Source organism: Hydrogenophaga aromaticivorans (genome assembly GCF_013387465.1).
GTDB classification, from domain to species: domain Bacteria; phylum Pseudomonadota; class Gammaproteobacteria; order Burkholderiales; family Burkholderiaceae_C; genus Hydrogenophaga; species Hydrogenophaga aromaticivorans.
This window is the reverse complement of record NZ_VYGV01000012.1, coordinates 241,143-267,918: the sequence shown is the minus strand read 5'-3', so window position 1 is coordinate 267,918 and position 26,776 is coordinate 241,143. Positions and strand designations below refer to the sequence as shown.

The 26,776-nt window shown below is 67.8% G+C and carries 24 protein-coding genes; 4 read left to right on the top strand and 20 right to left on the bottom strand.

From position 1 onward, the window contains the following. Window positions 1–75: 75 nt before the first annotated feature. Both xdhA and xdhB read left to right on the top strand, forming a co-directional pair. The gene (xdhA, locus tag F3K02_RS14650) at window positions 76–1,599 is read left to right on the top strand and encodes a xanthine dehydrogenase small subunit (RefSeq protein ID WP_177136346.1); all 1,524 of its coding nucleotides are present in this window, start codon (window positions 76–78) and stop codon (window positions 1,597–1,599) included. After that, on the top strand, window positions 1,596–3,998 hold the full coding sequence (gene xdhB, locus F3K02_RS14645; RefSeq protein WP_177136345.1) for a xanthine dehydrogenase molybdopterin binding subunit: 2,403 nt from the start codon (window positions 1,596–1,598) through the stop codon (window positions 3,996–3,998). Before xdhA ends, xdhB begins: the two co-directional genes overlap by 4 nt. Window positions 3,999–4,016: 18 nt before the next feature. Here xdhB and F3K02_RS14640 read toward each other — a convergent pair whose 3' ends face one another. Both F3K02_RS14640 and F3K02_RS14635 read right to left on the bottom strand, forming a co-directional pair. Then, window positions 4,017–4,718: an enoyl-CoA hydratase/isomerase family protein gene (locus F3K02_RS14640; protein WP_177136344.1), complete on the bottom strand. Its 702-nt coding sequence runs from the start codon at window positions 4,716–4,718 to the stop codon at window positions 4,017–4,019. A 9-nt stretch (window positions 4,719–4,727) separates the two neighbouring features. Next, window positions 4,728–6,020, bottom strand: coding sequence for an aspartate aminotransferase family protein (locus tag F3K02_RS14635; RefSeq protein WP_177136343.1), 1,293 nt, complete (start codon window positions 6,018–6,020; stop codon window positions 4,728–4,730). 80 nt (window positions 6,021–6,100) lie between these two features. Between F3K02_RS14635 and F3K02_RS14630 the strand changes: the two genes are divergently transcribed. Next, entirely contained in the window at window positions 6,101–6,820 is a 720-nt protein-coding gene (locus tag F3K02_RS14630) for a TetR/AcrR family transcriptional regulator (protein WP_177136342.1), read from the top strand. On the opposite strand, the gene F3K02_RS14625 is transcribed toward F3K02_RS14630, so the two are convergent. The 14 genes from F3K02_RS14625 to F3K02_RS14560 form a co-directional block, all read right to left on the bottom strand. Continuing rightward, window positions 6,817–8,184, bottom strand: coding sequence for a sigma-54-dependent transcriptional regulator (locus F3K02_RS14625; RefSeq protein WP_177136341.1), 1,368 nt, complete (start codon window positions 8,182–8,184; stop codon window positions 6,817–6,819). The genes F3K02_RS14630 and F3K02_RS14625 overlap by 4 nt on opposite strands. Continuing rightward, the gene (locus F3K02_RS14620) at window positions 8,181–10,055 is read right to left on the bottom strand and encodes an ATP-binding protein (RefSeq protein ID WP_177136405.1); all 1,875 of its coding nucleotides are present in this window, start codon (window positions 10,053–10,055) and stop codon (window positions 8,181–8,183) included. Before F3K02_RS14620 ends, F3K02_RS14625 begins: the two co-directional genes overlap by 4 nt. Before the next feature lie 215 nt (window positions 10,056–10,270). Continuing rightward, window positions 10,271–11,005, bottom strand: coding sequence for an amino acid ABC transporter ATP-binding protein (locus tag F3K02_RS14615; RefSeq protein ID WP_177136340.1), 735 nt, complete (start codon window positions 11,003–11,005; stop codon window positions 10,271–10,273). A gap of 17 nt (window positions 11,006–11,022) precedes the next feature. Then, entirely contained in the window at window positions 11,023–11,688 is a 666-nt protein-coding gene (locus F3K02_RS14610) for an amino acid ABC transporter permease (protein WP_177136339.1), read from the bottom strand. Between the two features lies 1 nt (window position 11,689). Beyond that, on the bottom strand, window positions 11,690–12,430 hold the full coding sequence (locus F3K02_RS14605; protein ID WP_177136338.1) for an amino acid ABC transporter permease: 741 nt from the start codon (window positions 12,428–12,430) through the stop codon (window positions 11,690–11,692). Window positions 12,431–12,571: 141 nt separating this feature from the next. Then, window positions 12,572–13,474, bottom strand: coding sequence for an amino acid ABC transporter substrate-binding protein (locus tag F3K02_RS14600; RefSeq protein ID WP_177136337.1), 903 nt, complete (start codon window positions 13,472–13,474; stop codon window positions 12,572–12,574). A gap of 54 nt (window positions 13,475–13,528) precedes the next feature. Next, the gene (locus tag F3K02_RS14595) at window positions 13,529–14,440 is read right to left on the bottom strand and encodes an amino acid ABC transporter substrate-binding protein (RefSeq protein ID WP_177136336.1); all 912 of its coding nucleotides are present in this window, start codon (window positions 14,438–14,440) and stop codon (window positions 13,529–13,531) included. A 75-nt stretch (window positions 14,441–14,515) separates the two neighbouring features. Continuing rightward, window positions 14,516–15,412: a transporter substrate-binding domain-containing protein gene (locus F3K02_RS14590; protein WP_177136335.1), complete on the bottom strand. Its 897-nt coding sequence runs from the start codon at window positions 15,410–15,412 to the stop codon at window positions 14,516–14,518. Between the two features lie 189 nt (window positions 15,413–15,601). Continuing rightward, complete coding sequence (locus F3K02_RS14585; RefSeq protein WP_177136334.1) at window positions 15,602–16,699, bottom strand: NAD(P)-dependent alcohol dehydrogenase; 1,098 nt, start codon at window positions 16,697–16,699, stop codon at window positions 15,602–15,604. A 135-nt stretch (window positions 16,700–16,834) separates the two neighbouring features. Continuing rightward, window positions 16,835–17,053, bottom strand: a complete 219-nt coding sequence (locus tag F3K02_RS14580) for an HP1242/YdcH family protein (protein WP_177136333.1) — start codon at window positions 17,051–17,053, stop codon at window positions 16,835–16,837. A 128-nt stretch (window positions 17,054–17,181) separates the two neighbouring features. Next, window positions 17,182–18,453 carry an amidohydrolase family protein gene (locus tag F3K02_RS14575; protein WP_177136332.1) on the bottom strand — a complete coding sequence of 424 codons (1,272 nt, stop codon included), beginning with the start codon at window positions 18,451–18,453 and terminating at the stop codon, window positions 17,182–17,184. 61 nt (window positions 18,454–18,514) lie between these two features. Further along, window positions 18,515–19,144, bottom strand: a complete 630-nt coding sequence (gene upp, locus F3K02_RS14570; RefSeq protein WP_177136331.1) for a uracil phosphoribosyltransferase — start codon at window positions 19,142–19,144, stop codon at window positions 18,515–18,517. A gap of 23 nt (window positions 19,145–19,167) precedes the next feature. Further along, window positions 19,168–20,430, bottom strand: a complete 1,263-nt coding sequence (locus F3K02_RS14565) for a URC4/urg3 family protein (RefSeq protein WP_177136330.1) — start codon at window positions 20,428–20,430, stop codon at window positions 19,168–19,170. Between the two features lie 127 nt (window positions 20,431–20,557). Continuing rightward, window positions 20,558–21,874, bottom strand: a complete 1,317-nt coding sequence (locus tag F3K02_RS14560; protein ID WP_177136329.1) for a GTP cyclohydrolase II — start codon at window positions 21,872–21,874, stop codon at window positions 20,558–20,560. Between the two features lie 201 nt (window positions 21,875–22,075). On the opposite strand from F3K02_RS14560, the gene F3K02_RS14555 reads away from it, so the two are divergent. Further along, window positions 22,076–22,375 carry a hypothetical protein gene (locus F3K02_RS14555; RefSeq protein WP_177136328.1) on the top strand — a complete coding sequence of 100 codons (300 nt, stop codon included), beginning with the start codon at window positions 22,076–22,078 and terminating at the stop codon, window positions 22,373–22,375. Between the two features lies 1 nt (window position 22,376). Here F3K02_RS14555 and F3K02_RS27790 read toward each other — a convergent pair whose 3' ends face one another. The 4 genes from F3K02_RS27790 to F3K02_RS14535 all read right to left on the bottom strand — a co-directional run. Further along, complete coding sequence (locus F3K02_RS27790) at window positions 22,377–23,942, bottom strand: L,D-transpeptidase family protein (protein WP_177136327.1); 1,566 nt, start codon at window positions 23,940–23,942, stop codon at window positions 22,377–22,379. Window positions 23,943–24,132: 190 nt separating this feature from the next. Continuing rightward, window positions 24,133–25,032: a multiheme c-type cytochrome gene (locus F3K02_RS14545; RefSeq protein ID WP_177136326.1), complete on the bottom strand. Its 900-nt coding sequence runs from the start codon at window positions 25,030–25,032 to the stop codon at window positions 24,133–24,135. Further along, window positions 25,029–25,613, bottom strand: a complete 585-nt coding sequence (locus tag F3K02_RS14540; RefSeq protein ID WP_343067093.1) for a hypothetical protein — start codon at window positions 25,611–25,613, stop codon at window positions 25,029–25,031. Before F3K02_RS14540 ends, F3K02_RS14545 begins: the two co-directional genes overlap by 4 nt. 61 nt (window positions 25,614–25,674) lie before the next feature. After that, a partial coding sequence (locus tag F3K02_RS14535; protein ID WP_177136403.1) for a 2Fe-2S iron-sulfur cluster-binding protein occupies window positions 25,675–26,776 on the bottom strand: 1,102 nt, incomplete at its 5' end.

Sequence of the window (26,776 nt, the reverse complement as noted above, 5' to 3'; positions counted from 1 at the left end):
GGATGGTGGTTTGGGCATTCTGCCCATATGCCTGAGCATATGTTGTGCCATGGGGTGGGCGCTATGCTGACGCGCATGAATTCAAAAATCTCCGCACAAACCCTGAGATTCGTGCGCCGCGGCCAGGCCGTGGCGCTCGGCAATGTAGCACCCGACCGCACCCTGCTGGAGGTGCTGCGCGAAGACCTGCAGCTCACCGCCACCAAGGAGGGCTGCGGCGAAGGCGACTGCGGCGCCTGCACCGTGGTGCTGGCACAGGCCGTCAACGGGAAGCTGCAATACCAGGCCATCAACAGCTGCATCCGGCTGGCCCACTCGGTGGACGGCATGGCGGTGTTCACGGCCGAAGACCTGTCTGCCCCCACGCTCAAGGCTGGCGCCTCCCCCGACCTGCATCCCTGCCAGGAAGCCATGGTGCAGTGCCACGGCAGCCAGTGCGGCTTCTGCACGCCGGGCTTCGTGATGAGCCTGTTTGGCATGTACCAGAACAGTCGTGGCGGACAAGGCATCACGCGGGAACAGGCCCAGGTGGACCTCTCGGGCAACCTCTGCCGTTGCACCGGCTACCGCCCCATCCTGGACGCTGCTGAAAAAATGGGCAGTTTGCCGCTGCCCGCCGGCTGTGGCGTGGACGAAGCGGCCACCGTCGCCGCCCTCAAGGCGCTGAAGCCGCGCCAGAACGGCGATGAAAACTACCTGCGCCCCACCACCCTGGTTGCGCTGCTGCAGGCCCGCTCTGCTCACCCCAAGGCGCAGGTCGTGGCCGGTTGCACCGACGTGGGCCTGTGGGTCACCAAGCTGCACAAGCGCTTCGAGCGCGTGCTGGACGTTACCGCGGCGCGCGAATTGCAGCGGGTGGAGACCTACCCGCACCACATCGCCATCGGTGCTGCCGTGAACCTGACCGACGCCTTTGCCGCGCTGGTGAAGGAACGCCCCCAGCTCAAGACCTTCAGCCAGCGCTTTGCCGGCCTGCCGGTGCGCAACTCCGGCACGCTGGGCGGCAACGTGGCCAACGGCTCACCCATCGGCGACGCCATGCCGCTGCTGATCGCGCTGGGCGCCAGCGTGGTGCTGATGCGGTGGAAGAAAACCGCCGCGGGCGGCGAGATCGCCCACCGCGAGTTGCGGCTGGAAGACCTGTACACCGGCTACCGGACCAACGTGATGCGGGCGGACGAACTGCTGTGCTGGATCAAGGTGCCTCGGCCGGAAAACACAGCGTTCATGCGCGTCTACAAGATCAGCAAACGCTTCGACGACGACATCTCCGCCGTCTGCCTCGCCATCCAGATGACCCTGAAAGACGGCACCGTGCAACAGGTCTCCATCGGCGCCGGCGGCGTGGCCGCGACCCCGGCCCGAGCACACCAGACCGAAGCCGCCCTGCGCGGCCAGCCCTGGAACGCCGACACCGTGATGGCGGCCACCGCCGCCTTGCGCGCCGAGTTCCAGCCCATCAGCGACATGCGCGCCAGCGCCGCCTACCGCCAGACCGTGCTGGGCAATCTGCTGCGGCGCTTCTGGCTGGAAAGCCAGGGCATGACGACCATCAATCTCGAAAGCCTCACCGCATCCAGCCTGGAGGCCACGGCATGAACGCACGCGACAAAAATTCAACCGAATCGCCGGTGGTGATTTCTTCCCGGGCGGATGCAGGAGCCCCTTCCGTTCAGGCTGAGACTATTGAAGCTCCCACCCATCCTTCGACGGGCTCAGGGCGAACGGCGTTGCGCGCCGCCGGCCAATCCCGGTTCCACGAAAGCGCCCGAGCCCAGGTGGCCGGTACCGCCACCTACATCGACGACATCCCCGAAGTGCGCGGCACGCTGCACGCGGCGCCGGTCTGTTCGCCCGTGGCCCACGGCATCCTGCGCAAGCTGGACGCCTCCGCCGCGCTGGCCCTGCCCGGTGTGCGCGCCGTGATCGACGCCGGTGACATCCCCGGCGACACCACGCTCGCCGCCTTTGCGCACGACGAGCCGGTGTTCGCGCTCGACACCGTGATGTTCACCGGCCAGGTGATCGCGCTGGTGGTGGCCGACGACGTGATGACCGCGCGCCGCGCCGCGCGGCTCGTGAAGCTGGACATCGAACCCCTGCCCGCCGTGCTCAACGTGCACGAAGCCCATGCGCTGGAAAGTTATGTTTTGCCACCGGTGCAGGTGAGCCGCGGCGACGCGGGTGCTGCCCTGAAGCGCGCCCCCCACCAGCTCGAAGGCCGCTTCGAGGTCGGTGGCCAGGAACACTTTTACCTCGAAGGCCAGGTCGCCTACGTGCTGCCGCTGGAGCAGAACCAGTGGTGGGTCTACACCAGCACCCAGCACCCCGGCGAGGTGCAGCATTGGGTCTCGCACGCACTGGGCATCGCCAACAACGCCGTCACGGTCGAATGCCGGCGCATGGGCGGCGGTTTCGGCGGCAAGGAGACGCAGGCCGGCCACCTGGCCGTCTGGGCCGCCATCGCCGCGAACCAGCTGAAGTGCCCGGTCAAGCTGCGGCTGGACCGCGACGACGACTTCATGATCACCGGCAAGCGCCATCCGTTTGCGTACCACTACCGCGTGGGCTTTGATGACAGCGGCCTGCTTTGCGGGCTGGAGCTGGAGATGCTGGTCAACTGCGGGTTCAGCGCCGACCTTTCCGGCCCGGTGGCCGACCGCGCCATCTTCCATGCCGACAACGCCTATTTCCTCGAAGACGTGGCCGTGGCCAGCTACCGCTGCAAGACGAACACGCAGAGCCACACCGCCTTTCGCGGTTTCGGCGGCCCGCAGGGCGTGATCGTGATCGAGCGCATCCTGAGCGACATCGCGCGCACGCTCGATCTGGACCCGCTGGACGTGCGGCTGCGCAACCTGTACGGCATCACAGAGCGCAATGTCACCCACTACCAGATGCAGGTGGAAGACAACGTCCTCGAACCGCTGATGACGCAACTCGCGCTCACCAGCGGCTACCGCGAACGCCGCGAGCAGATCGCCGCGTGGAACGCCAGCAGCCCCGTCATCAAGAAAGGCCTGGCGCTCACCCCTGTCAAGTTCGGCATCAGCTTCACCGCCACGCTGTTCAACCAGGCCGGCGCGCTGGTGCACGTCTACACCGACGGCAGTGTGCAGGTGAACCACGGCGGCACCGAGATGGGCCAGGGCCTGAACACCAAGGTGGCGCAGATCGTGGCCGACGAACTCGGCGTGCCGTTCGAGCGCGTGCTGGCCACCGCCAGCGACACCAGCAAGGTGCCCAACGCCAGCGCCACCGCGGCCAGCAGCGGCACCGACCTGAACGGCCGCGCCGCGCAGTTCGCCGCCCGCCATGTGCGCGACAACCTCGCCGCCTTCGTGGCCGGTCTCGACGGCTGCGGCGCGGGCGCGGTGCGCTTCGAAGGCGGTCAGGTCATCACGGAGAAGAGCACACGCCGCTGGGAAGACGTGGTCGGCACGGCCTACGCCAACCGCATCCAGCTCTGGAGCGACGGCTTCTACCGCACGCCCAAGATCCACTACGACAAGACCACGCTCACCGGCCGACCGTTCTACTACTTCGCCTACGGCGCGGCGGTCAGCGAAGTCGCCATCGACACCCTCACCGGCGAGTACCGGGTGTTGAAGGTGGACATCCTGCACGACGTCGGCCACAGCATCAACCCGGCGATCGACATCGGCCAGATCGAGGGAGGCTTCATCCAGGGCATGGGCTGGCTGACGACGGAACAACTCGTCTGGAACGGCAAAGGGTATCTGCAGACCCACGCCCCCAGCACCTACAAGATCCCCGCCACCGGCGACGTGCCCGCGCACTTCAAGATCGAGCTCTGGCCCGAGGCCAACCGCGAGGACAACGTGCACGGTAGCAAGGCCGTGGGCGAACCCCCGTTCATGCTGGCCATCAGCGTGTACGAGGCGCTGCGCGACGCGGTGGCGCAGGCCGGCGGCGATGCCTTGCTGGTGAACGCACCGGCGACCGCCGAAGAGGTGTTGCAGGCGCTGTGCGCCTGAGGGCGCGCGCAGGAAGACTCAGGTTGGCCCGGGTTTTGTTCCCAGCAGCCGTTGGGCCTCGTTTTCGGCCTCAATGGCCCGATCAAAAGCAGGCAGGCCGATCTGGTTCATGACCCGCTTGAATGCCTGGGCCACCTCGGGCTTGAGCGCGGCCAGTGCGGTCGCCACATGCCGGGATGCCTCCTCCCGATCCGGATCGTTCACCACCCGGTAGACAAGCCCCCATTCCAGCGCCTGCTGGGCATCAAACGCCTCGCCGAGCAACAGCAGTGAGCGCGCACGGGCCAGTCCCGCCATGGCCGACAAGGTGGCGGTCAGGCCCCCGGTGACGAACACCCCCAGCGAGGCCTCCGGCAGGCGAAAGCGTGCACTGCGGCCAGCCACCACCAGATCCGCATCCAGCATCCATTCGAGACCGGCCCCCAGCGTCCATCCGTGTACATCGGCCACCACCGGCTGCGGCAAGCGCACGATCGCCTGAGCCACCGCCTGCACCAGCTCCAGATCCCGCTCGGTGGGCGGCTCGCTCACATCGCGACCCGCGCAGAAAGCGCGCCCATTGCCGCGCAGTCGCACCACCCGAACGCCCGGATCTGCAGCCGCCGCCCGCAAAGCATCCAGCAGGCGCAGCGCGAGATCGTTGTTGATCGCATTGAGCTTGTCGGGACGGTTCAGCGTCAGTGTCAGAACGCCATCGTGCAGGTCCGAAATCAGTGTCATGCTCGCTCCTCAACCTCGCAACACATCGCGGCGCGCCCGGACCACGTCTTCGAACGCGCCCAGCATCTCCTCGCAAGCCGATTCGTCGAACGGCAGCGACAGGGACACCAGCCCCCGCTGCGCCATGTAGACCCCGCGCTCCAGCAGGTCGAAGAACAACAGTTCCTTCAGCCAGGTGTTGGACGTGGCCAGGTCCGCGGCACAGCGCACCGGCCCGGTCATGCCGTGCAGGTTCATGACCGAACCCAGGCCGGTGAATTGCGCCGCCACGCCATGCGTCTGCAGCACGGCGTTGAGCCGCTCGCGCAGCCGGTCGCCACGCTGGTTCAATGCGGCCAACGCTTCCTGCGTCAGCACCTGCTGCAGGCCGGCGAGGCCGGCGGCCATCGAGAGCACGTTGTTGTTGAAGGTGCCCGCGTGCGACAGGGCATTCGCGCGGCGCGGGTCGAACTGCGCCATGCAGTCCACGCGCCCACCGAAGGCCCCGAACGACAGGCCACCGCCGAAGTACTTGCCGATCACCGTCAGGTCGGGCGTGATGCCCAGCTGCGCCTGCCGCCCGCCGATGGACAGGCGCGAGGTCTGCACCTCGTCGAACACCAGCAGGGCACCACAGCCACGGGCCAGCTCGCTCAGGCCGCGCAGGAATGCAGGCTCACCCGGGATGCAACCACCCGCACCCAGCATCGGCTCAACGACGATCGCTGCCAGCGTCGGGCCGTGCGCGTGCACCAACGCCTGCGCGGCGGCCAGGTCGTTGTAGGGCGCCACCACGTACGCGTGGGGCACGTTGATCGGCGAACCACCTCGGCCGAAACTCAGCAGGCCCCCGTGGTAAGCCCCGTCGAACACCATGATCTTCGGCCGGGCGGTGAAGGCCTTGGCCGTGGCCAGCGCCAGCAGGCTGGCCTCCGTGCCCGAGTTGGTGAAACGCATCAGGGCCATCGACGGAAAACGCCGCTGGATCTCTGCCGCCAGCGCCACCTCGCGCCGGTTGTGGGACGAGAGGCTCAAGCCATCGGCCAGCGCGTCAATGATGGCTTGCCGGATCACGGCGTTCGAGTGGCCGTACAGCCCCGCGGTGAACTCTCCCAGGGCATCGAGGTAGCGGTGACCGTCGGCGTCCCACAGGCGGGCCCCCTCTCCCCGCACCATGGTCAGTGGAAAAGGCGCATGAAACAGCACGCTGCGCGTATTGCCCCCGGGCATGACGGTGGCCGCCTCGGCCAGCTGGCGCTCGCTGGCCGGGTTGCGTTCGCGGTAGCGCGCGCGGGCGGCTTCGAGGGTATCGATGAGGTTCATGGCCGTTCCTTCGCATCGTCTGATCCTGTACAGTGTACAAGACGTTGCAAGGTTTTCGAACACCGGTATCCTCGCACCCCATGACCACCACCCCACCCGCCTCTGCTCCACCGAAACCCGGCGACAGCCTCTCCCGCGACGCCGTGCTGGTGGCCGCTCTGGCGCTCATCGACCGCAAGGGCGTGGCGGGTTTCAGCGTTCGCGACCTGGCGCGTGACCTGGGCGTCTACCCCACGGCCCTGTACTGGCACGTGCCGGGTCGCAACGCCCTGATCGCGGGTGCCGTGGCAATGGCCCTGGGCGACCTCAAGCCCGCGCGTCGGCCAACCGACTGGGCCGCGGGCGTGCGCGCGCTGTTCCGGCGCTACCGCAAAGCCGTGCGCGCGCACCCCGCCATTGCCCCGGTGCTCGGCGCCCAGCTGGTGTCCAACGAGAGCATGCCGCCTGAACTCGTGGAGCACATGCTGATGCTGCTGGAGCGTGCGGGCTTTTCCGGTGACCGGCTGCGCCACGCCTACAACACGCTGGTCGCGGGCATGGTGGGCTTCGTCACACTGGAACTCGCCCCCCTGCCCGAAGAAGACCCCGAGGGCTGGGCCACGGCGCACCGGCAGCGCATGCAGGACGTGGACGCCCGGCAATGCCCCACGCTGGCGCGCGAGATGCCCCATCTGGCGCGCGGCGCCTTCGTGGTCCGCGCCTCCAGCGGCGTCGATCAGCCGCTGGACCAGAGCTTCGAGTTCTGGACCGAGACGGTGATCCAGGGGCTGGCGGCCATGCGGGAGCGTTCGGCCCCTTAGGCTTCCGAAGCCGCCTCCCCCTTGCCCAGCCCGTGTTTCCTGATCTTGTCGACCAGGGTGGTCTTGGCGATGCGCAGCGCCTTGGCGGTCTGGCCCACGTTGCCGGCGTGGCGCTGCAGGGCATCGGCGATCAGGCTGCGTTCGAACTGCTCGACCGTTTCGGTCAGCGTGGGCTGCGCATCGTTGCCTGATGCATCGGGCGCCGGCCCGTGCGGCGACACCCACTGCGGGCCGACGCCCAGCACCAGCGCGTCGGCCACGTTGCGCAGCTCGCGCACGTTGCCGGGCCAGTCGCGCGCCATCAGCTGGCGCAGCTGCGCCTGGGGCAGCCGGGGCTCGGGCCGGTCGTAGCGGCTGGCGGCCAGCAGCATGAAGTGCTCCAGCAGCATGGGGATGTCCTCGCGGCGCTCGCGCAGCGCGGGCAGCTCGATGTTGACCACGTTCAGCCGGTACACCAGGTCGGCGCGGAAGCTGCCCTGCTGCGCGCGCGCCAGCAGGTCGTCCTTGGTCGCGGCGACCACGCGCACGTCCACCGGAATGCTCTGGTTCGAGCCCAGCCGTTCGATGCAGCGCTCCTGCAGCACGCGAAGCAGCTTGACCTGCACGCCCATGGGCATGCTTTCGAGTTCGTCGAGAAACAGCGTGCCGCCGTTGGCGTGTTCGATGCGGCCGATGCGGCGCTTCTGCGCGCCGGTGAAGGCGCCGGGTTCATGGCCGAACAGTTCGCTGTCGAGCAGGCTGTCGGGCAGGCCGCCGCAGTTGAGCGCCACATAGGGCGCATTGCGGCGCCGCGAGTGGTCGTGCAGCGCGCGCGCCACCACCTCCTTGCCGGTGCCGGTTTCGCCGCGGATCAGCACGTCCACCGGCGAGTCGGCCACCTCGGTCACCAGTTGCCGCACACGCGCGATGGCCGGCGAGTGGCCGACCAGCTTGCCTTCGAGGCCTTCGCTGAGCGTCAGCGCGCGGCGCAGGTTGGCGACCTCCAGCGTCAGGCGGCGCTTCTCCAGCGCCCGCTGCACCACCTCCACCAGCTGCTCGGGCGAAAAGGGTTTCGGGATGAAGTCGTAGGCGCCGCTGCGCATGGCCTGGACGGCCAGGTTCACGTCGCCGTGGCCGGTGATCATGATCACGGGCAGGTCGGGGTCGATGTCACGCGCCTCGCAGATCACCGACAGGCCGTCGGCCCCGGGCAGGCGCATGTCGGTCACGATCACGCCGGCCAGACCGGGGCCGATGTGCGGCAGCACGGCCTCCGCCGAATCGAAGGCGCGCACCGGGATGTCGGCCAGCTGCAGCGCCTGCACACAGCCCAGCTGCACGGCGGCATCGTCTTCCACCAAAAGGACGGTCAGGGCGCGGTTCATGGAGTCACGGGGGTTTTCGGGTGCAGGGAAGCTTGCCAGAGGGGAACGGTGAGGGTGAAACAGGCGCCGCCCTCGGGGACGTTGTGCGCCTGCAGTGCACCCTGGAATTCTGCGGCAATGTCGCGGCAGATCACCAGCCCCAGCCCGAGGCCGGCGCCGCTGGCCTTGGTGGTGTAGAAGGGCTCGAAGAGGTGGGCGAAGTCGGCCTCGCTCAGGCCCTTGCCGCTGTCCTGCACCTGGATGGCGATGGCCAGCGGCACCTGCTCCTGCTCCGGGCGCAGTTCGGCGGTGATCCGCAGCGTCTTGCGCGGCGCGTCGCGCATGGCGTCGAGCGCGCTGCCGACCAGGTTGACCAGCACCTGCTCCAGCCGGTTGGCATCGCACCAGGCGATCCAGCGTCCCGGTTCGCAGCGGTTGTCGGTCTCGACCTTCTCGTGCCGCAGGCGCAGCTGGAACAGGAACAGGGCCTGCTCCACGATGCGGCCCACGTCGGTCGCCTCGGGACGCGAGCTCGATTTGCGCGAAAAACTCTTGAGCGGGTCGATGATGCGCGCCATCTGGTCGACCAGCCGGGCCACGATGGACAGGTTCTCCTGCGCCGCGCCGTGGTTGCCGCGGCGCATGAACTCGGCCGCGTTGCCCGACAGGGTGCGGATCCCGCCCAGCGGCTGCGTGAGCTCGTGCGTGATGCTGGCCGCGAGCTGGCCCAGCACGGCCATCTTGCCGGCGTGCACCAGCTCGTTCTGCGCCGCGCGCAGGGTCTTTTCGGTCTGCTCGCGCTCGGCCACTTCCTTGCGCAGCAGGGTGTTGGCGTCGGTGAGCTCCTGCGTGCGGCGGCCCACCTCCTGCTCCAGCTCGGCGTTGGCCTGCTCCAGCTGGCGCTTGGCGCCCAGCTTCTGGCGCTCGATGCGCTGGCGCTGCGCCCAGTACAGCGCCAGCAGCAGCAGGAAGGCCACGGACACGGCGCCGCCCACGCCGTCCAGCAGGGCCTGGTGGCGCACCGCGGCCAGGCTGGTGAAGATCAGCACGCGCCAGTCCATGCCGTCGAGCGAGCGCCCGAGCACCATGAAGTCCGCGCGGCTGCGCGCCTGGCCCAGCGCCGCCGAGACCCGGGCCTCGTCGCCCAGCAGCAGGCCCTGCACCTCCTGGGAATCTTCGTTCACCGACAGCTCCACGCTCAGCGGGAACAGCGGCAGGCGCAGCGCGCCATAGGTCTGGGCCAGCTGCAGGTCGACCCGGCGCTCGGTGGGCAGCGGCGCCAGCGAGGTGTAGCGCCACTGCGGCTGCGAGGACAGGATCACCACCTGGTTGGCGTCGGCCACCAGCGCCGGCGCCCCCAGCATGGGCCAGGTCTGCTCCAGCGCGTCGAGGCCGATCTTGATCACGGCCACACCGACCACCCGGGGGCCGTCGTAGATCGGGTGCGAGGCAAAGTAGCCCGCATGGCCGCCGCTGCCGATGGCGAAATGGCGCGTCGAGCGCCCGGCCAGCGCCTCCAGGTAATAGGGGCGGTAGGAGACGTCTTCGCCGCGCAGGCTGTCGTCGCGCAGCGCGGTGTTGCTGGAGGCCAGCACCACACCGCGCACATCGAGCACGAACACCGCCAGGCTGCCCAGGTGGGCGTTCAGGCGCGAAAGGTAGTCGTTGGCGGCCAACGCGTGCGCCGCGCTGGGCGCCTGCAGCAACCGCACCACCACCGGGTTGAGCTGGATGGTGGCGGGCACCGGCTCCAGGCGCCGCACCCGCGCCTCGACAACCGAGGCAAACAGATCGAGGCGGCCGTTGGAGGCCGCCTTCAGGCTGCTCGCGCCCTGGGCGAAGCTGCGTTCATAGACCCAGAACCCCGCCGCCGCGATGAGGGCCAGCGCCATCAACGCCAGCCACGCGCGCCGCAGGGCCACCCCAGGCCGGCGGTGCGGCGGGGTTGGGGGGGGACCGAACGGCGGTGCGGGGTGGATGGCGACCTCAGGAAGAAAAATTCATACCGGTTTGCATTCAAAGTGAGAACATGGCGCGAAGCCGCAGACAGTGCTGTAGCACGGCAAGGCTTCAGCAACGCAGTTATCGCTTTGAAGGCAAACCGGTCTCAATGCGCCAGGATCTTCGACAGGAACTCCTTGGCCCGTGGCGAGCGCGCGTCCGGGTTCCCGAAGAACTCGTCGCGCCGGCAATCTTCGACGATTTTGCCGGCGTCCATGAAGATCACGCGGTGGCTGACCTTCTTGGCAAAACCCATCTCGTGGGTGACGACCATCATGGTCATGCCCTCTTGCGCGAGCTTGACCATCACGTCGAGCACCTCGCCCACCATCTCGGGGTCGAGCGCCGAGGTGGGCTCGTCGAACAGCATCACGATCGGGTCCATGCTCAGCGCCCGCGCGATCGCCACGCGCTGTTGCTGGCCGCCGGAGAGCTGGCCGGGGAACTTGTCCTTGTGCGCCATCAGGCCCACGCGGTCGAGCATCTTCAGGCCGCGGGTCTTGGCCTCGTCGGCGTTGCGGCCCAGCACCTTGATCTGTGCCAGCGTGAGGTTCTCGGTCACGCTCAGGTGCGGGAACAGCTCGAAGTGCTGGAACACCATGCCGACCCGGCTGCGCAGCTGGGGCAGGTTGGTCTTGGGGTCGGCGATGCTGATGCCGTCCACCACGATGTCGCCCTTCTGGAAAGGCTCCAGCGCGTTGACGGTCTTGATCAGGGTGGACTTGCCCGAGCCCGAGGGGCCGCAGACCACCACCACCTCACCCTTCTGGATGGAGGTCGTGCAGTCGGTCAGCACCTGGAAGCTGCCGTACCACTTGGAAACGTTCTTGATGTCGATCATGGTTGTGCTCCTGATCCTCAGCGGATGATGGCGATCTTCTTCTGCAGGCGACGCACCAGCATCGACAGCGAGAAGCAGATGACGAAATAGACGACGGCGGCCACGAGGTAGGTCTCCACCGGTCGGTTGAAGTTCTTGCCCGCGACCTCGAAGCCCTTGAGCAGGTCGTAGGCACCGATGGCGTAGACCAGCGAGGTGTCCTGGAACAGGATGATGGTCTGCGTCATCAGCACCGGCAGCATGTTGCGGAAGGCCTGCGGCAGCACGATCAGCTGCATGGTCTGGCCGTAGGTCATGCCCACCGCGTAACCCGCATTCACCTGGCCCTTGGGCACGCTCTGGATGCCCGCGCGCATGATCTCCGAGAAGTACGCGGCCTCGAACACCGTGAAGGTGATCATGGCCGAGAGCTCGGCGCCCATGGGCTGCCCGATCAGCAACGGGATCAGCAGGAAGAACCACAGGATCACCATCACCAGCGGGATGGAGCGCAGCGTGTTCACGTAGAACGCGGCCGGCATCACCAGCCACTTCTTGCCCGACAGGCGCATGAGCGCGAGCACCGTGCCGAGCAGAATGCCACCGACCATGGCGATCAGCGTGAGCTGCACCGAAAAGATCAGGCCCTTGAGCACGAAGCTCGACAGGACCGACCCGTCGAGAAAAGAAAAGTCGAGGTTCATGTCAATGCCCTCCGATCATGCCGGGCACCTGCACCTTGTGTTCGATGAACAGCGCGATGCGGTTGATGACGAAGGCCGAGATGAAGTACAGACCGGTGACCGCCAGGTAGACCTCGATGCCGCGCGAGGTTTCTTCCTGCGCCTGCATGGCGAACATGGTCAGCTCGGCGATCGACACCGCGAACGCGACCGAGGAGTTCTTGATGATGTTCATGCTCTCGCTGGTCAGCGGCGGGATGACGATGCGAAACGCCATCGGCAGCAGCACGTAGCGGTAGGTCTGCGGCAGCGTCAGGCCCATGGCCAGCCCGGCGTAGCGCTGCCCTTTGGGCAGGCTCTGGATACCGGCTCGCACCTGCTCGGCGATGCGCGCCGAGGTGAAGAAGCCCAGCGCGAACACCACCAGCAGGAAGCTGGGCACGTCCTTGAGTGGCGGAATCAGCGCCGGCAGCACGTGGTACCACAGGAACACCTGCACCAGCAGCGGGATGTTGCGGAACAGCTCGGTCCACACGTTGCCGATCACCACCAGCGCGCGGCTGGGCGTGGTGCGGAAGATGCCCATCAGCGAGCCCACCACCAGCGCCACCACCAGCGCCAGCACCGCAACGCTCAGCGTCCAGCCCCAGGCCGAGAGCAGCCAGTCCAGGTAGGTGATGTCGCCGCCCTCGCCAAAACAGCTGGGGCGCACCTCACCGTCGATGGTGTCCTTGCAGAACACCTGCCAATCCCATGTGCTCATGGTGAATTCCTTGTTCGAGAAGAAGCGGCCTGCGCGGCGCCGGAGTGTGCAAGCCAGACCGGGCCAGCCGCCGGGCCGCCCCAAGGCTGGCCCAGCCCCCTCGGGGGGCAACGACCCGCGCAGCGGCGGAGTGTGGGGGCCTTACTTCTTGACGGCGTAGTCTTCCATCGGCTTGTCGTTGGGGGTGGCCCAGGCCGCCTTGGTGTTCTCGTTGGCGACCATGCCGACCTTGGTGTTGGCCGGGGGGATCGGCTGCTCGAACCACTTGGTCCACAGCTTGGCCACGTCGCCCGACTTCATCATGGCCTTGAGGCTGTCGTCCACGGCCTTCTTGAAGGCGGCGTCGTCCTTGCGGACCATGATGGCGATGGGTTCCACCGACAGCACCTCGCCCACGAGCTTGAAGTCGGCCGGGTTCTTGGCCTTGGCGATGTTGCCGGCCAGGATGGCGCCGTCCATCACGAACGCATCGGCACGGCCGCTCTCCAGCAGCAGGAAGCTGTCGGCGTGGTCCTTGCCGTAGACCTCTTCAAAGTTCACGCCGGTGGCGCGCTCGTTCTTGCGCAGGGTCTGCACGGAGGTGGTGCCGGTGGTGGTGGCGACCTTCTTGCCGTTGAGCTGGGCAATCGAGGTGATGCCGGAGTTGGCCTTGACCGCGATGCGCACCTCTTCCACGAAGGTCGTGACCGCAAAGGACACGTCTTTCTGGCGCGCGGCGTTGTTGGTGGTGGAGCCGCACTCGATGTCCACCGTGCCGTTCTGCACCAGCGGGATGCGGTTCTGCGAGGTCACCGGCTGGTACTTGATGTCCAGCTTGGCCAGGCCCAGCTGCTTCTGCACGTCGGCCAGCACCTTCTGGCAGATCTCGACGTGGTAACCCACGAACTTGCCGTCGCCCAGCGTGTAGGACAGGGCGCCCGAGCTTTCACGCACGCCCATGGTCACGGACCCGCTGTCCTTGATCTTCTTCAGGGTGTCGGTGGTCTGCGCCACGGCGGCCGAGCTGGCCACGAGGGCGGCAACAATCAACAAAGACTTTTTCATACAGGCTCCAATAGGTTGGGAGGGTGGGGGAAACAAAGAAAGACCGTGGCCGAATCAACCGGGCACCTGGTCCGTGGGGTACTTCCAGAAATCCTTCAGCAGGTAGTTCATGGGCAGGTTCAGGGGTTTGTTGGCCGGCGGGATGGGCTGGCTGAACCAGCGGTCGTAGACCGCGTGGGCCTCTCCGGACCGGATCAGCCGCTTCATCTCGTCGTCCACCAGCTGTTTGAACTGCGGGTCGTTCTTCGGCAGCATGATGGCCAGCGGCTCGATGGTCAGGAACTTGCCCACCACCTTGAGCCGGTCGGGATCGGGCCGCCCGGCCGCCAGGCCGTACAGCAGCACGTCGTCCATCACGAAACCCTCGGCCTCGCCGGTTTCCACCATCTCGACCGCCCGGGCATGTTCCGCGGCCTCCACAATCCGGATGCCCAGCAGGTGGTCGATGTTGGATCGGGTGATGGCCTTCAGCGGCGTGGTGCCACTGGTGGACACCAGCTTGCGGCCCTTGAAATCGCGGACCACCTGGACCGGGCTGTCGGCCCGCACCAAGTAGCGCGCGCCGGTGATGTAGTGCGGCACCGTGAAGGCCACCTTCTCGCGGCGCTCGGCGTTGTTGGTGGTGGAGCCGCACTCCAGGTCGGCCTTGCCCTCTTCCACCGTCGCGATGCGGTTGGCCGGTGTGACCATGACGAAGGCGGGTGTCAGCGTCTTCAGTTCCAGCTTCTTGCGCAGCGCGTCCACCAGCTTCAGACACAGGTCGATCGAATAGCCGACCGGCTTGCGGTCCTGGTCAAGAAAGGAGAACGGCACCGACGATTCCCGGTGCGCCAGCACCACCGTGCCGGTGCGCTGGATGCGATCGAGCACCGGGCCGGCACCGACCCACAGTGGCGCCAGCGCACACAGCGTCACGCAGACCGCCCGGGCGGCGGGCCTGACGGATGACAAGAAGCGGCTGGGCATGGTGAATCCTTGGCTGGGACGGTGGTGGGGACGGGGAGAGGGCTGGGGCTTGCTGGAATCTGGCGCCAGCTGCGCTCAGCCCAGCGGCCGGTCGGTCGGCGACCGGTACAGCTCCAGCAACGCGTCGGGCGGCGGCCAGTTCAGGTTCAGGCCCTTGGGGGGAATCGGGCTCTGGAACCAGCGGCGGTAGATCTTCAGCGCCTCACCCGACCGCATCAGCTGCGTCAGGCTGCGGTCCACCACGGCCTTGAACGCGGCATCGTCCTTGCGCAGCATGCAGGCGTAGACCTCGGCCGCCATCGGCTTGCCGACCACGCGCCAGTCGTCGGGCTTGTCCGCCTTGGCGCGCAGCCCGTAGAGCACGGCGTCGTCCATCAGGAACGCGACGGCCCGCCCGCTTTGCAGCTGCGCGAACGCCTCGCCATGGTCTTTGGCCGTGGCGATGTCGACGCGCAGGCCGGTGGACTCGCTGTGCAGCATGAGCTGGCGTTCGCTCGTGGTGCCGGCCGTGACCAGCACGCGCCGGCCGCTCAGATCAGCCAGCTCGGTAACGCCCGAATCCTTGTGGGTGAGCAGGCGCGAACTGGTCTGGAAGATGGACACCGAGAACGCCACCTGGCGTGCGCGCTCGCGGTTGTGGGTGGTGGAGCCGCACTCCAGATCCACCGAGCCGTTCTGCACCAGGGGTATCCGGTTCTGCGAGGTCACCGGCACCAGCTTGACCGCCAGCGCCGGCAGCTTGAGTTCGCGCTTGATGCTCTCCGTCACCGCCAGCATCAGGTCCTGCGAATAGCCCACCACCTGGCGGCGGCCGTCGTAGTACGAGAACGGCACCGACGACTCGCGGTGCCCCAGGTTGATGGTGGCCGTCTGCGAGATCTTCTGCAGCGTCGTGAGCACCGGCGTCTGGGCCTGTGCACTCAGGGCGCAGCACATCAGCAGAAAAGGGGGCAGGCAACGGATCATGGTCATGGGCTGTTTGAGGGTGTTCAGCGCAAAGGCCGTGCCAGTGGGTATTTACCCTAGGAACAGGCCCCGAATCCCCTCAAAAACGCCGCTCAGACCCCCTCTGGGCCGCCCACAGGACGTCCGGGCGAACGGAAATCCGTTTCACCCACCACACGGAAAAACGGATTTCCGACCGCAGGCCGCCCGCCGGCCTCAGGGCTTGATCGCCACCTTCAACACGCCATCGCGCTGGTGTGCAAACAGCTCATACGCGGCCACGATGTCGTCCAGCTTGAACTGGTGCGTCACCATCACGCCCAGGTCGATGCGGCCCGAGGCCACCACGTTCATCAGCCGGCGCATGCGTTCCTTGCCACCCGGGCACAGCGCGGTGACGATGCGGTGGTCGCCCAGGCCGGCGGCGAAGGCCGAGAGGGGAATGGTGAGGTCGCTGGAATAGACGCCCAGGCTGGACAGGGTGCCGCCGGGTTTGAGCACGCGCAGGGCCGATTCGAAGGTGGACTGGGTGCCCAGCGCTTCGATGGACGCATCCACCCCGCGCCCGCCGGTGATCTTCATGATCTCGTCGACGACGTCGCAGTGGTTGAAGTTGAGCGTGAGGTCGGCGCCCATCTTCTTCGCGATGTCCAGGCGGTGGTCATTGCCGTCCACCGCGATGATGGTGGACGCGCCCAGCAGGCGCGCGCCCGCGGTGGCGCACAGGCCGATGGGGCCTTGCGCAAACACCACCACGGTGTCGCCGATGCGGATGCCGGCGTTCTCCGCGCCCTTGAAGCCGGTGGACATGATGTCGGGGCACATCAGCACCTGCTCGTCGGTCAGCCCGTCGGGGATGGGCGCGAGGTTGGCCTGTGCATCCGGCACCAGCACGTACTCGGCCTGGGTGCCATCGATCAGGTTGCCGAATCGCCAGCCCGCCGTGGCCTTGAAACCGTGGCAACCGCACAGGCCCTGTGGAATCAGGTAGCTGCCGTCCTGGGATGGCGCGCCGTCCTGCGCCGCGTAGGAGTTGAAGTTGGGGCAGATGGCGCCGGCGATGACACGCTGGCCTTCGGTGTAGCCCATCACGGCGCTGCCCAGTTTTTCGATCACGCCCACCGGCTCGTGGCCGATGGTCAGGCCTTTGGCGACCGGGTACTCCCCCTTGAGGATGTGCACATCGGTGCCACAGATGGTGGTCGTGGTGATGCGGATCAGGGCATCGTTGGGACCGACATCGGGAATGGGTTTGTCCACCACCTCGATGCGGTTCTTTTCGACAAAGACAGCGGCTTTCATCATCGTGGCCATGGGCCCTCCTGGAAGAAATGAAACCTGATGGGTGACTCATGAAACTGCAGCCCGGGGCACCGCCGGGCCGGCTTTGCCGGACGGCCAGTGCCGCCCCCAGGGGGTAGCGCGAAGCGCTGCGGGGGGTGCTTCACTTCAGACGCTCTCGGCCTTCTTGAGAATGACGTACAGCTCGTCCTTGAGCTGCAGCTTCTCGCGTTTGAGCGTGTCGATCTCTACCGGGGTGGCCATCTCGATGCCGTCCTCCATGTTCTGGATCTTCTGGTCGAGTTCATTGTGTTGGTCGAACAGGCGCGTGAAGTGGAGATCGGTGGTCTTGAGGCTCGTGATGAGCTCTCGGTACTCTGGAAACATCGGATCGTCTTTCGTGAAAATCCGCCGGGAGGCGCAGGATCGCGCCGTGCCCGGGCTGGACGGGATCGGGTAGCTTGGACGATATGCGCCCGGTCATCTGTGCGCCAGCGCCCAGAGCACGGTGGGTGTTATCGGGCGAACGTCGTTGAACCGGGCCGCCCCGCCAGGTTCAGGTGCGCAGCCGCTGGAGCCATGTCCGACAGCAGTTGCCCTTGGCGCCACACCTTCAACCGCGTCGCCCGCAGGCGGATCGCCTCGATCGGGTCGCGCGCCTGCAGCAGCACGAAGCTGGCATCCCGGCCCGCTTCGATGCCGTAGCCGGTCAGCCCCATCACCTTGGCGGCGTTGGTGGTCACGGCCTCGAAGCACTGGCGCATGCCGGCCTGGCTGGTCATCTGCGCCACGTGCAGGCCCATGTGGGCCACTTCCAGCATGTCGCCGCTGCCGAGCGAATACCAGGGGTCCATCACGCAGTCGTGGCCAAAGGCCACCGTCACGCCAGCCGCCATGAGTTCGGGCACGCGCGTCATGCCGCGGCGCTTGGGGTAGCTGTCGTGCCGGCCCTGCAGCGTGATGTTGATCAGCGGATTCGCCACCGCGCTCACGCCGGCCTCGGCGATCAGCGGGATCAGCTTGCTCACGTAGTAGTTGTCCATGCTGTGCATGGACGTGAGGTGCGAGCCGTTGACGCGGCCCTGCAGGCCCAGGCGCTGCGTCTCGAAGGCCAGCGTTTCGATGTGACGCGAATGCGGGTCGTCGCTTTCGTCGCAGTGCATGTCCACCGGCAGGCCGCGCTCGGCGGCGAGTTCACACAGCAGCCTCACGCTGGCTGCGCCTTCGCTCATGGTGCGCTCGAAGTGTGGAATGCCGCCCACCACGTCGACGCCCAGGTCGAGCGCGCGCTTCAGGTTCTCCAGCCCGCCCGGCGAGCGCAACACGCCGTCCTGCGGGAAGGCCACCAGCTGCACATCGAGGTAAGGCGCCATGCGCCGCTTCACCTCCAGCATCGCGCGCACCGGCAGCAGGCTGGGGTCGCTGGTGTCCACGTGGCTGCGGATCGCGAGCAGTCCCTTGGCCACCGCCCAGTCGCCATACGCCAGCGCGCGTTCGACCAGCGCCTCCTCGGTCAGCAGCGGCTTGAGCTCGCCCCACAGCGCGATGCCTTCGAGCAGGGTACCGCTCTGGTTGATCCGCGGCAGCCCGACGCTGAGCGTGGCGTCCATGTGGAAGTGCGGGTCGCAGAACGGCGGCGTGAGCAACTGACCGCCAGCGTCCAGCGTCTCGTGCGCAGGCGCCAGCAGGCCGGGCGTCACTTCGACGATGCGACCACCTCGCACGGCTACCGACATGTCGGTGCGGCCGTCGGGCAGGTTGGCGTGGGTGATCAGCAGGTCCAGCATCGTGGTTCACCTTGACGGCGGAGTTTCATCAGCGCCCGAGGATACGCCGCGGAGCGGTGCGCTATTTGGTGCCGAAGATGCGGTCGCCCGCGTCGCCCAGGCCCGGCAGGATGTAGCCGTGTTCGTTGAGCTGGCGGTCGATGGCCGCCGTGTAGATCGGCACGTCGGGGTGCGACTTCTGCAGCGCGGCCAGGCCTTCGGGGCAGGTCAGCAGGCAGACGAACTTGATGGACTTCGGGCGCGTTTCCTTCAGACGGTCGATCGCGGCGATGGCCGAGTTGCCGGTGGCCAGCATCGGGTCGACCACGATCACGTCGCGCTCGTGCATGTCCGAGGGCATCTTGAAGTAGTACTCGACCGCGGTCAGTGTCTTGGGGTCGCGGTACAGACCGATGTGACCCACGCGCGCGCCGGGCACGACGTTGAGCATGCCCTCTAGGATGCCGTTGCCCGCGCGCAGGATGGACACGAACACCAGCTTCTTGCCATCGACCACCTTGGCGGTCATGGGCTCCAGCGGGGTCTCGATTTGAATGTCCTGCACCGGCAGGTCGCGTGTGACCTCGTAGGTCATGAGCAGCGCCAGCTCGTTGAGCAGACGGCGGAAGCTGTTGGTGCTGGCGTCCTTGCGGCGCATCAGCGTGAGCTTGTGCTGCACCAGCGGGTGGTCGATGAGGTGGACGTTGCTCATGGTTTTGCCTTGTGTTGTTGTGGTCAGAAAACCGTGCCATCGCTGACGATGTTCAGCGGCGGCAGCCCGTTGCGCAGCCGCTGCGCGAGCGCCCTCCCCGCGGCCCAGGTGCCGCCTTCGAGCACACAGGCCAGCGGCATCTGCTCGGCGCTCAGGCCCAGCTCGGCGCGCACCAGCGGGGCCAGCTCGTCGAGCAGGGCCACGGTGAGCGCGCGCCATTCGACGATGAAGGCATCGCCGGCGGACCAGCTGCGCGTGGCCCAGCCGTTCGGCAGCGGGCGCAGCACACCGGCGTCGATCAGCAGGCCGCCGTTGCGGTACTCGGGCAGCCCGGTGAGCGCGTCGATCCCGGTCACGCGCAGGCCCGACCATTCGAACGGTTCCAGCAGCGAATACGTGAGCCATTGCGAGAGCTTGTGGAACGGCATCCAGCCGGCGGTGAGGCCCTCGCTCGCCACGGCGGGGTGCTGCCAGCAGTCGCCCAGGGCCAGGCCGTGAATGGTGTTCTGCGCCGGCCAGATGGCCGAGAGCGTATTCAGCAGCAGGACCAGGATGTGATGCGCCGCGATGGTGCGCACCGGTTCGGTGTCCGCAGCCGCGGCATGGCACAGCGCGTCGTACAAACCGCCCGGCCGCCCCGCGGGGCCAAAAGTGTCGGGCTGCGCCTTCAGCGCCTCGCCCAGTTGGCGCAGCACCTGGGTGCGACCGGCCAGACCCACGAGCGGGTTGTCCGCCGTCACCTGAAAGGCGTCGCCCAGGCACTCGGCGCTGAGCACCGCAAGGCCGGCCGCGTCCACCCGCAGCGGCTGCAACGGATCGCTGGAAAACAGTCCGCCGGTGAAGGCGTGAAAGCTCGCCACACCCAGCCCTTCGGAGCGCGAAAAATTTTGTCCGCTGGCGGCTTCGCGGTACGTCCATTGCGGGCCGGCACCGGCGTCCAGCAACACGCTCACCAGCGCCAGGTCGATCTGCGCCCGCGCTCGGGTGGCCGCGTCCACCGGACCGAGCAGCGCGTCCAGCTGGCCAGCGCGGTCTACCCCGCCCGCTTCGAAATGGCGCCAGCGGCTGTGGTAAGGGATGCGCCCGTCCGGAAAGCGCTGCCTTGTGAGTTCGGCCACGGTGCGTGCGGCCACGCTCAGTGCGGCATCGTCCACCGCAAAGGCATGCGAAGCGCCGGCGCGGGCGCGGGCCAGCAGCTGCTGCGCCCGCTGCCGCACCGCCGCGGTGGAGCGCAGGGCGCGCACCGCGCCGGCCGGTGTGCGGGTGTCGGGTACGGCGGCGGTCATTTAGCGACCTCCGCGCGGCGCGCTGCGGTGCGAGCCCGCTTTGGAGCGGCCGGGCGCAGCGCTCACTGGACGACCCTCCGTGCTGCGCACTGCGGGGCTGAGCGCCTTCGGAACGGCCGGGCGGCGCTCATGACCCCAGCCCCCGACCCTTGGCGATCTTCAGTTCCTCGGCGTCGGGCACCGCGCCGGGCGTGAAGTAGCCCGCCGCCATCTTGGCGTCCATCTCCACGCGCGCGTCGGCGGGGATCAGTTCGTCCGGGATGTTGATCCGTTCGCCGACCTCGATGCCCGAGCCGGTGATGGCGTCGTACTTCATGTTGCTCATCGACACCAGGCGGTGGATCCTGGTGATGCCCAGCCAGTGCAGCACGTCGGGCATCAGCTCCTGGAAGCGCATGTCCTGAACGCCGGCCACACACTCGGTGCGTGCGAAATACTGGTCGGCCGTGTCGCCACCCACCTGGCGTTTGCGCGCGTTGTAGACCAGGAACTTGGTCACCTCGCCGAGTGCCCGGCCCTCCTTGCGCGAGTACGACACGAGCCCCACGCCGCCGCGCTGCGCGCCCTGGATGCACTCTTCGATCGCGTGCGTGAGATAAGGCCGGCAGGTGCAGATGTCGGAGCCGAACACGTCCGAGCCGTTGCACTCGTCGTGCACGCGCGCGGTCAGCGTCACCGACGGGTCGGCCAGGTCGCGCGGGTTGCCGAAGATGTAGACCGTCTGCCCGCCGATGGGCGGCAGGAACACCTCGAGGTCGGAGCGCGTGACCAGCTCGGGGTACATGCCGCCGGTCTCTTCAAACAGCACGCGACGCAACACGGCCTCGGTGCAGCCAAAACGCTTCGCCACGCCCGGCAGGTACCACACCGGCTCCACCGCCACCTTGGTCACCACGGCGGCGCCGCCCGCGGTGAGGAAGCGGCCATCGGGTTGGAGCCTGCCTTTTTGCAGCGCGTCGATCACCTCGGGCAGGATCACGTGCGCCTGTGTCACGGCAATCGTCGGGCGGATGTCGTAGCCCGCCTCCAGCTCGGTGGCGTAGGCGTCGGCGATCACCGCGCCCCAGGGGTCCATGCTGACGATCTTTTCCGGGTCGGCCCACTGCGGGTAGGGGCCGATGATGTCGGTGGGCGCGGTGTTGGTCAGGTCGGCGCGGTGCTCGCGCTTGAGCGCGCCCGCCGCCACGGCCAGCGCGCGGTACACGCTGTAGCTGCCGCTGTGGGTGCCGATCACGTTGCGGTTCGACACGTTGAGTGTGGTGCCCACCACCGGCCCGCGCTCGCGCGCGGTGGCCGCGCCCCACACGATGGGCAGCGCCCCGAACCCGCCGGAGTGCGAGGTCAGGCGGATGTGGCGCGGGTGCGGCGTGTTGGGCGACGCGGGTGCCACGGCCACAGGAACCTCTGGCGATGGGGAATCAGCTGACAGGGCATCTGCGGACATGAGCGGGCACCTTGAAAAAGACCAATCGCTGGCGAAACCGTCGGAGCCCACGCGAGGTCGGCTCCGTCACCCCAGGGGCGTTAGCAAGTGCAGTGCCAACCACCGGCGCCGGGTCGGCGGCGCCATCGGTAAAATCGCTGCCCCTGGTGACCCGCACATTGGCGGGCCGCCCTGACCTGGCCACACACACCCGAAGCGCGCATGCACTATTCCGTCTCCCACCACAAACTCAAGCTCATCCTTTCGGCCCAGGGCATCAAGACCGGCGACGCCGGCGCCATCGACACGCTGTTCGGCGGCAAGGACGGCTACTACTGGTTTGGCACTTTGCGCGACATGTGTCCGGAAGGCAAGACCCTCTCGTGGGAAAACCAGTACGCCCTGGTCAACGCCGTCCAGGCCCACGAGAACGCCACCGCCGAAGAAGACGAGATGAAACCGCAGGTGCCCAGCGCCGCCAACATCGCCGCCTTCTCCAAGCTGCTGGCCGATCCGATCTGACTCAGCGCTGTCGCAAGGCCTCGGCCAGCTCACGGTCGTGGCCGTAGATGTCGGGGTAGAAATGCAGACGCCCCTGCTTCACCAGCGCCGTGCCATAGGTGATCAGCACCGGCACCGGCGTGGCGAGCCGCACGGCCTGCAACTGCCCCGCGGCCATGGCTTCGCGCACCCGTTGCTCGGTCCACTGGGGCATGTCCTGCAACACGAACAGGGCCAGCTCCACCGGCTTCTCGACACGCACACAGCCGTGGCTGAAGTCGCGCCGGCCCTTGCCAAAGAGCTGGGCCGCGGGCGTGTGGTGCAGGTAGATGTGGTCGCGGTTCGGGAAGGAGAACTTGATCGCGCCGAGCGCGTTCTTCGGCCCGGGGCGCTGGCGTATGCGGGCGCGCCCGGCCAGCACCTCGGCCAGCACGTCCGGGGTGACCTCGGTGCTGACGAGGCCGTCCGGTAACACGAATTCCATGTCCTCACGCGCCAGGTAACCGGGATCGCGCTGGAGTTTGGGGACGGTCTCGCTGCGCGCGATCGACGGCGGCACGTTCCAGTAGGGGCTGAACTCGATGCTGCGCATCTCTTCTTCGAACACCGGCGTGCGCGTGTCCATGGCCTTGCCCACGATGATCTTCATGGTCTGGTGGACGACGATGCGGCCCTCGCGGACCTCGTAGGCGCGCAGCACGAACTCCGGGATGTTGACCACGATCATGCGCTGGGCTTCGGTCAGCGGCGTCCAGCGCAGCCGCTCCAGATTGAGGGCGATCTGCTGCGCGCGCTCGCCCGGTGTCACCCGCAGCGCGGCCCAGGTGTCCTTGCCGAGCACCCCGTCCACCTCCAGCCCGTGGCGCTCCTGGAAGCGCTGGACCGCCTCCACCCACACACCCTCGTAGACCACCGGCAGCGGTTCGTCGGCCGTCAGGTCGCCCAGCAGGCGCAGCCGTTCGGCGAGCAGGGCCAGGCCGGCCCAGGTCTGGCCGGGCTCCAGCTTGCCGGGCCGGCCCGGCTGGGGACGGGCCGGGCGAGGCAACGGGGGCAGCTCCTGCCGCCAGGCGGGGTGGTCGCCCAGCGCCCGCATCCGGGCCAGTGCCCGGCGCAGCGCTTCGTACTGCGACAGGCGCGGTGCGGCCTCGCGCACCACATCGGCCAACTGCCCGGTCTGCAGGCCCTCGCGCAGCCGTTCCGCCGGGTCGAAGCCGTCACTGGCCGGTGGCCTGAAGTGGTGGTTGATGCGTCGCGGGTCCAGCCGACCCTGGTGCAGGTCGCTCAGGTAGCGCTGCATGGCGGCGCTGAGCGCTTGCGCCAGCCGTTCCTGGGCCGCGTCATCCAGCGAAGGCTCCTGGGCCGCCTCGGCCACCTGCAGACCCAGCGCATCGACGCCGTAGTCTTCGGCGATCAGCCCATGGCCGGGCGCCCCGGCCAGCAGCTCCACCGCCTGCCAGGCCTGGAGCCGGGGACGGCCTGCGTCGAACCACAACGGCGCCTCGGACGCCCAGACGCCACCCGCTGCGACGCCCATCGCCAGGGCCAGGCAGCGCAGCAAGGCGCGGAAAACCGTGGACGGTGTGGGCATGCGGACATGAGCCCGGACAGGCGACGAGCGTTGGGCAGGCGGGGTCATGAGGACGACGGACGGGGTTTTGCGTGCAAGGAGCCGAGACGGCACAGGTCCCCACGGCATCGGTTGTCGAAGCAGCTTACACGGCCATCATGCAACAGGCGCTGGCCAAGGTTGCCGATGCGCCTTCGAGGATCTGGATCGGTCAGTCCCGCTCGCCGTCCTTCTCCTCGCCCCGACCTTCGCCACTCGGCTCCTCGTCCGCGCTGCGGTGGCATTTCACGCAGTTGTCGAAGTTCCGGATGCCCTCTTCTTCGTGCTCCTCACGCACGTTGGCGAGCGTGTGTTCGTGGCAGCCGTAGCAGGTGTATTGACGGTAGTCGGCCGGGTTCTTGTGGCAGGTCTCGCAACTGGCGTTGTGGTCGCGGTCGAGCACAAACAGCTTGTCGTGCTCGAAGGTGGCGGGCTCCCAGGCCTGGGTGGAGTGGCACTGGGCGCAGTTCCCCTTGATCGGGCGGTGCAGGCTGTCGCCGGGTGGCTTGTGGCAGCTCTCGCAGCGGTCCAGCTCCACCTTGGTGAGGGCAGCGTGGTCGAAGTGGGCGGGCTTCCAGCCGTCGGCGGTGTGGCAGGTCACACAGCCCATGGCCGGGTTGAGCTTGCGGTGGCGGTCATCGGTGGGTGCGGCGTGGCACGACGCGCAGCGCTCGCGCGTGGCCACGCGCAGCAAGGCGTGTGAAAACGGTCTGCGGTCGCGCTGGGTGAGCTTGGGACCGGCGTGGTCGCTGTGGCAGGCCATGCAGTCCTGTTCCGTGAGCTCCTGGTGGAACGACATCTTCATGGGCGTGGCGCGAACCGCCTGAGCCACTGTGATGGCCTGGCCCTTGGTGGTGCGCAGACCGATGTCGGCCACGGTGTGGCAAGTGATGCAACGCTCGGTGGAGGCACCGCGCAGGGGGGCGTGGCAGGCGTAGCAGTCGGTGGTGAGCGTGGCGTGCCCGGGAATGAGCGGGCCTGGGCTGATCATGAGGTGCGGGAGCCAGAACGCGAGGCCCACCAAAGCCACCAGGTTGGCCGCGATCACGATCCACAACCAGCGGCCCTTCATTTCCAGCCCCAGAAAAGAAACACCGCCACGATGTGGGCCAGCGCGAGCACGGCAAACGCGAGCGTGATGGGGAAGTGCACCGAGCGCCATTGTTTGACGGCGTCGAAGGTGAGGCTGTCCCAGTAGGTGCGCTCGGCGAGCTGCTCATCGGTCAGGCCTTGCTGGCGCATGCGCTCCCGGGACTCGTCGAGCCGGCGCCGGGCGCGCTGCATGAGGAACTTGCCGGTGAGCCCGCTGGCGACGTTGATGAGCATGGCCCCGACGGCGAGCCAGCCGAGGATGGCGTTGAAGTGGATGCCGGCGTGCACCAGCACCAGCAGCGACCCCGCCCAGGCCATGTATTCGTGCAGGCGCAGCAGCGTGACGGGTTTGCCCCACTGGATGAGCTTGCGCTTGCGCAGCGAATAGCCCATGGAGCCGAGGATGAGCAGCACCCCGGGGATGCCGAGCCAGCGGCCCACCCAGACGGCGTTGAGCAAATGGAGCGCGGCGTCGGCCAGCAGCGCGGCCACCGCGAGCGCCAGCAGCGAGAGGTAGAAAGGCACCACCTCGCGGCTGAAGAGGCGTGCTCTCAAAGTCACAGAAGTACCTCCGCCCTGCGGGCTGCGGTGCGAGCTGGCTTGGGGCGGCCCGGCGCTGCGCTCATATTTCCAGCTCCAGGGCGGTCTGCGGCGTGGCCACGCAGAGCAGGCAATGACCCGGCGCCACCTCGTGGTCGGGCCGCTCGGCGTAGCGCACCGAGCCTGAGACGAGCCGGGTTTCGCAACTGCCGCAGCTGCCCGAGCGGCAGCCGGATTCCACCGCCACCAGGTGGCGCTCGGCAAAGTCCAGCAGGTTGGCGTCTTGCCCGTCCCACACCAGGGTGCGGCCTGATCGGCGCAGGTGCACGTCCAGCGTGGTCGCGGTGGCGGGCGGCGGCTCGTTGCTCGCCGGGCCTGCGGGGCGCACGGTGGCGGGGCCGAAGGCTTCGAAATGGATGTCCTGCTCGCGCACGCCCCATTCGCGCAGGGCGGGCACCAGGCTTTGCATCATGGGTGGCGGGCCGCACACATAAAACTGGTGTTGCCCGTGGGGCAGGCAACGGCGGATCAGATCCAGATCGATCCGGCCGGTGTGCTGGTGGTCGCGCTCCAACGCATCGCCGGGCTGCGGGTCGCTGTAGACCATGTGGAGTTGAAAGGTGGGGTGTGTCCGGGCCAGCGATTCGAGCACGCCCTTGAAAGCGTGGTCGGCACTGTTGCGCACGCCGTAGAACAGGTGCACCGCGCGCTGGGGTTGCTCGCTCACGCACCAGCGCAGCATGCTCATCATGGGCGTGATGCCGATGCCGCCCGCAATCAACACCGCCGGAACGCTGGCATCGGTGTCGATGAAAAATCGCCCCGCCGGCGCCTTCACCCGGAGCACATCGCCTTCGTGCACGCGGTCGTGAAAGTGGCTGGACGACGCGCCGGGCGGCAGTTCGGGACGCCCCGGGGGTGGCATGGCGCGCTTGATGGTGATGCGGTAGGCGGCCGGGTCGGGGCGGTCGGAGAGTGAATAGCAGCGTGTGAGTGTCGAAGGGGTGGCGCCTTCACGCGCCGGCACAGCGAAGGTGAGGAACTGGCCGGGCAGGAACACCGGGAGCGGCGCGCCGTCCACCGGCTGCAGGTAGAAAGAGCATTGACTCCGGGCATCGTCTTCAAACGCTCGGCGCACCACGCGGAACTCGCGCCAGCCTGGCCAGGCGCCGGCGGCCGCCGGG

What these genes read in the sequence shown, in the direction of transcription:
- xdhB (WP_177136345.1), top strand. Translation starts at nt 1,596, where the DNA reads ATGAACGCACGCGACAAAAATTCAACCGAATCGCCGGTGGTGATTTCT.
- F3K02_RS14600 (WP_177136337.1), bottom strand. Translation starts at nt 13,474, where the DNA reads ATGAAAAAGTCTTTGTTGATTGTTGCCGCCCTCGTGGCCAGCTCGGCC.
- F3K02_RS14595 (WP_177136336.1), bottom strand. Translation starts at nt 14,440, where the DNA reads ATGCCCAGCCGCTTCTTGTCATCCGTCAGGCCCGCCGCCCGGGCGGTC.
- F3K02_RS14585 (WP_177136334.1), bottom strand. Translation starts at nt 16,699, where the DNA reads ATGGCCACGATGATGAAAGCCGCTGTCTTTGTCGAAAAGAACCGCATC.
- F3K02_RS14575 (WP_177136332.1), bottom strand. Translation starts at nt 18,453, where the DNA reads ATGCTGGACCTGCTGATCACCCACGCCAACCTGCCCGACGGCCGCACC.
- F3K02_RS14630 (WP_177136342.1), top strand. Translation starts at nt 6,101, where the DNA reads ATGACCACCACCCCACCCGCCTCTGCTCCACCGAAACCCGGCGACAGC.
- F3K02_RS14565 (WP_177136330.1), bottom strand. Translation starts at nt 20,430, where the DNA reads ATGACCGCCGCCGTACCCGACACCCGCACACCGGCCGGCGCGGTGCGC.
- upp (WP_177136331.1), bottom strand. Translation starts at nt 19,144, where the DNA reads ATGAGCAACGTCCACCTCATCGACCACCCGCTGGTGCAGCACAAGCTC.
- F3K02_RS14620 (WP_177136405.1), bottom strand. Translation starts at nt 10,055, where the DNA reads ATGGCGCTGGCCCTCATCGCGGCGGCGGGGTTCTGGGTCTATGAACGC.
- xdhA (WP_177136346.1), top strand. Translation starts at nt 76, where the DNA reads ATGAATTCAAAAATCTCCGCACAAACCCTGAGATTCGTGCGCCGCGGC.
- F3K02_RS14625 (WP_177136341.1), bottom strand. Translation starts at nt 8,184, where the DNA reads ATGAACCGCGCCCTGACCGTCCTTTTGGTGGAAGACGATGCCGCCGTG.
- F3K02_RS14610 (WP_177136339.1), bottom strand. Translation starts at nt 11,688, where the DNA reads ATGAACCTCGACTTTTCTTTTCTCGACGGGTCGGTCCTGTCGAGCTTC.
- F3K02_RS14590 (WP_177136335.1), bottom strand. Translation starts at nt 15,412, where the DNA reads ATGACCATGATCCGTTGCCTGCCCCCTTTTCTGCTGATGTGCTGCGCC.
- F3K02_RS14545 (WP_177136326.1), bottom strand. Translation starts at nt 25,032, where the DNA reads ATGAAGGGCCGCTGGTTGTGGATCGTGATCGCGGCCAACCTGGTGGCT.
- F3K02_RS27790 (WP_177136327.1), bottom strand. Translation starts at nt 23,942, where the DNA reads ATGCCCACACCGTCCACGGTTTTCCGCGCCTTGCTGCGCTGCCTGGCC.
- F3K02_RS14640 (WP_177136344.1), bottom strand. Translation starts at nt 4,718, where the DNA reads ATGACACTGATTTCGGACCTGCACGATGGCGTTCTGACACTGACGCTG.
- F3K02_RS14635 (WP_177136343.1), bottom strand. Translation starts at nt 6,020, where the DNA reads ATGAACCTCATCGATACCCTCGAAGCCGCCCGCGCGCGCTACCGCGAA.
- F3K02_RS14615 (WP_177136340.1), bottom strand. Translation starts at nt 11,005, where the DNA reads ATGATCGACATCAAGAACGTTTCCAAGTGGTACGGCAGCTTCCAGGTG.
- F3K02_RS14580 (WP_177136333.1), bottom strand. Translation starts at nt 17,053, where the DNA reads ATGTTTCCAGAGTACCGAGAGCTCATCACGAGCCTCAAGACCACCGAT.
- F3K02_RS14555 (WP_177136328.1), top strand. Translation starts at nt 22,076, where the DNA reads ATGCACTATTCCGTCTCCCACCACAAACTCAAGCTCATCCTTTCGGCC.
- F3K02_RS14605 (WP_177136338.1), bottom strand. Translation starts at nt 12,430, where the DNA reads ATGAGCACATGGGATTGGCAGGTGTTCTGCAAGGACACCATCGACGGT.
- F3K02_RS14560 (WP_177136329.1), bottom strand. Translation starts at nt 21,874, where the DNA reads ATGTCCGCAGATGCCCTGTCAGCTGATTCCCCATCGCCAGAGGTTCCT.